Source organism: Streptomyces sp. MnatMP-M17 (genome assembly GCF_900091995.1).
GTDB lineage: Bacteria > Actinomycetota > Actinomycetes > Streptomycetales > Streptomycetaceae > Streptomyces.
The window spans coordinates 1-2,808 of sequence record NZ_FMDK01000712.1 but is presented as its reverse complement, the minus strand read 5'-3'; the positions used below and the strand labels follow the sequence as shown (position 1 = coordinate 2,808).

Annotated in this window: 3 protein-coding genes; all 3 read right to left on the bottom strand. The window is 72.1% G+C overall.

The window, feature by feature from the left end; translation table 11 throughout:
* Positions 1-490 (bottom strand): NUDIX-like domain-containing protein (locus GA0115259_RS28940; protein WP_272921221.1); only part of this gene is annotated, 490 nt, incomplete at its 3' end.
* A gap of 71 nt (positions 491-561) precedes the next feature.
* On the bottom strand, positions 562-1,956 hold the full coding sequence (locus GA0115259_RS28935) for a dipeptidase (RefSeq protein ID WP_093602491.1): 1,395 nt from the start codon (positions 1,954-1,956) through the stop codon (positions 562-564).
* A 10-nt stretch (positions 1,957-1,966) separates the two neighbouring features.
* Positions 1,967-2,808, bottom strand: an 842-nt coding sequence (locus GA0115259_RS28930; RefSeq protein WP_141716727.1) for a PD-(D/E)XK nuclease family protein, incomplete at its 5' end; no start/stop codon positions are given.

Genomic DNA, 2,808 nt, shown 5'->3' with positions numbered 1-2,808 from the left:
TATGGCCGGCCGCCGCGATCACGGTGCGCTCGCCGCAGCGGGAGCAGAAGCGGTGCAGCCGCTGCCAGTTCTCCAGCGCCACGGCGTGCGCCATCAGGCCCGCGTCACGGGCGGAGAGCAGCAGGCCGGCCTCGCGCAGCCCGGCGGCCCGCGCCGACTGGTCGATCCGGCCCGGGAGCGAGTCCTTCTGGAGCGCGAAATAGCGGACGCCCTCCGCGTCCGTACCGAGGAAGTAGCGATGGGCCTCGGTCACGGGCGCCTCGAAGGACGGGATCATGACCAGTTCGGTACGGCCGTCCGGAGTGTCGTCGATCAGCACCTGGCCGCCCGACACCACGAAGACCCGGGTCGTCGGATGGCTCCACGCCGCCGCCAGCCATGCCTCGTCGAGCCGGTGGTGCGCCGCGCGGTCGATACCGCTGGGCGCGGTCAGGCCGATGGGTCGGTGTGCGGTGGCGTCACTGCTGATGGTGCTCACAGGTACTTCCAACTCCCCCGGATGGATTGGGTTTCTGATCAGCGGAGTGTGCGGCGAAGTCTTCGGCGGCGCGCTCGGCGCGCTCAGCGCAGGGCGGTGGCAAGGTCGCCCCAGAGGTAGGCCGTCGTTTCCACGCCCTTGAGCAGCAGGTCCAGTTCGACCTTCTCGTTCGGCGCGTGCCAGCCGTCGGACGGTACGGAGATGCCCAGGAAGAGGACGGGCGCGCCGAGCACGTCCTGGAGGTCGGCGGCCGGTCCCGAACCGCCCTCGCGGGTGAAGCGGACCGGTCGGCCGAAGGCGCGGCCCATGGACCGTACGACCGACTGGAGCGCGGGATGGTCCAGCGGAGTCAGACAGGGCCGGGTGGCCGCGCCGAAGCTGATCTTGTGCCGGATCCCGGCCGGGACACGGGCCTCGATCCAGTCGCGTACGGAACGCTCGACACGCTCCGGATCCTGGCCCGCGACCAGCCGGAACGACAGCTTGAGCTGGGCGGAGGACGGGATGATCGTCTTGCCGCCGGGGCCCTGGTAGCCGCCCGCGATGCCGTTGACCTCGGCGGTCGGGCGCGCCCAGACGCGCTCCAGGGTGGAGTAACCGGCCTCCCCGAGAGTGCCGTGGGACCTGGCCGTACGGAGCCACTCCTCCTCGGAGAAGGGCAGCTCCGCGAGGAGCGCGCGCTCGGTGTCGTCGAGCTCGGCGACGCCGTCGTAGAAGCCCGGGACGGTGACGCGCTCGTGCTCGTCGTGCAGGGCGGCGACAAGACGGGCGGCGACGGTGGCCGGATTCGGGACGGCGCCGCCGAAGGAGCCGGAGTGGATGTCCTGGTCGGGGCCGTACAGCTCGATCTCGCAGTCGGCCAGGCCGCGCATACCGGTGCAGACCGTCGGCGTGGACTCGGACCACATGCCGGTGTCGGAGACGATCACCGCGTCGGCGGCCAGCCGGTCCGCGTGCCGCTCGGCCAGGGCGCGGAAGTGCGGAGAGCCCGACTCCTCCTCGCCCTCGATGAGGAGCTTGAGATGGACGGCGGGAGTGGTACGGCCGGTGGCGGCGAGATGCGCCCGTACCCCGAGCGTGTGGAAGAACACCTGTCCCTTGTCATCGGCGGCGCCGCGCCCGTACATCCGGCCGTCCCGTACGACGGGCTCGAAGGGATCCGTGTGCCAGCCGTCCTCGCGGGCGGCCGGCTGGACGTCGTGGTGGCCGTAGACCAGCACGGTGGGAGCGTCCGCGTCGGCGGAGGGCCACTCGGCGAAGACGGCGGGCGCGCCCGGAGTGTCCCAGATCTCGGCGACCGGGAAGCCGGTCTCCTTGAGCTTCTCGGCGAGCCAGTCGGCGCTGCGCCGTACATCGGCGTCGTGGTCGGGCTGTGCCGATACGGACGGAATGCGCAGCCAGTCGGCGAGGTCGTCGAGGAAAGCCGCGCGGTGGGTGCGGATGTACGTACGGACGACGCTGTCCGGGGTGTCGCTCATGATGTCGAGCCTAACGGGCTCCGGGAGCGGTCCGGTCTGCCGGTTCCTGGGATCCCTCGTCCGTGGGCATGTCGGCGTCCGGGCCTGGCGGGCCTCCGGTCAGGACGCGTTCCAGCTCCGGGCGGCCGGGAAGGCGCTCGGGACGTACGACCTCGCCGGTCCGTACGTAGAGGAACGCGGCCGTCACGGCCGTCAGCGGAAGACCGTGCTGCTCGGCCCAGGCGAGCCGGTAGACGGCAAGCTGGAGAGGGTCGGCGGTACGGGCCCGGCTGGTCTTCCAGTCCACGATCTCGTACGTGTACGTCTCCGAGCCGGTCTCCTGGTCGGTGCGGGCATGGCGGTAGACGGCATCGATACGGCCTCGGATCATCCGGCCCGCGAGAGTGAGATGGAAGGGCGCCTCCACGCGGTACGGCGTGCGCCGGGCGTACGGAGTGCGCTCGAAGGCCGCCTTGAGCGCGGCCAGATCACGCTCGTCGGCGATCTCCGGCTCGTCCTCCTCGCCGCCGGGCAGCTCGTCGGGGCCGAGCATCGGCAGCGGGAGCTCCTCGAATCTGGACTCCACCCAGGCGTGGAACCGCGTGCCTCTGCGGGCGGCGGGCTGCGGCGGACGCGGCATGGGCCGGGCCAGCTCACGGGCGAAACCGTCGGGATCGGCGGCGAGACGGAGGAGCTGGGAGGCGGAGAGGGACGGCGGTACGGGTACGTCGCGGACGGTGGCGCGGGCGCGCCGCAGCTCACCGGTGAGGGCGTCGAGATCGCGGTCCCAGGAGGCGAGCGTACGGAGCTCCTCGGGCGTGAGGCTCTCCCCCGCCCCGCCCCTTCCCGTAACCGGGGGCACGCCCCCGGGCT